The sequence below is a fragment of the Vibrio sp. CCUG 15886 genome (assembly GCF_028570825.1).
In the GTDB taxonomy this organism is placed as follows: Bacteria; Pseudomonadota; Gammaproteobacteria; order Enterobacterales; family Vibrionaceae; genus Vibrio; species Vibrio vulnificus_B.
This window is the reverse complement of record NZ_JAQQBT010000061.1, coordinates 1-546: the sequence shown is the minus strand read 5'-3', so window position 1 is coordinate 546 and position 546 is coordinate 1. Positions and strand designations below refer to the sequence as shown.

Here is a 546-nt window from a genome sequence, read left to right as displayed (position 1 = left end):
ATTTCTCGATAGATAGTGGCTTTGTGACGCCCCAGTTGTTTAGCTATTTTAGCGGTACTAATTCCTTGCTTTCTGAGGGCAGAAATCATATACCTTTCGTCCTCAGTGAGGTGTGTGTATTTCATGTTTTTTACTTCTTGGCGGGAGCAAACTTCATGATTATCGCATCTCACTGTTTTTATGTTCAGAGGTGTCGCACTTCGTACTTGAATCCAAGAAACATAACAAAGCGTTAAAGAGGGATTCGTGCCGCGTGGCATTTTTGGTATGCAGTGATTTCTGTGGTGAAATTGGTCTGCGGAAAGCTGGTTTAGGCGGCACTCACCCCTTAACGCGGCGTTATATTTTTTAGGTAACTGTCATGGAACGACTACTTTTTCTCCTACTCGTGTTGTGGAGTGCGAGTGTAAGCGCAGGCAACTCATTGTCAGATTTGGTTGAAGCTGCAAAAGAAAGAACAACGAATACGGTAATTTATGATGGAAGCTATATAAAAATTGCCTATCCCAATGGAGATGTGCCGCCTAGTCTCGGGGTTTGTACCGA

2 protein-coding genes are annotated in these 546 nt (G+C 43.4%); one reads left to right on the top strand and one right to left on the bottom strand.

The genetic code is table 11. The annotated features are described in order from the left end of the window. A partial coding sequence (locus PQQ36_RS22580; protein WP_273662769.1) for a helix-turn-helix domain-containing protein occupies positions 1 to 125 on the bottom strand: 125 nt, incomplete at its 3' end. 236 nt (positions 126 to 361) lie between these two features. On the opposite strand from PQQ36_RS22580, the gene PQQ36_RS22570 reads away from it, so the two are divergent. Next, on the top strand, positions 362 to 546 hold a 185-nt coding region (locus PQQ36_RS22570), incomplete at its 3' end, for a DUF1287 domain-containing protein (protein WP_273662766.1).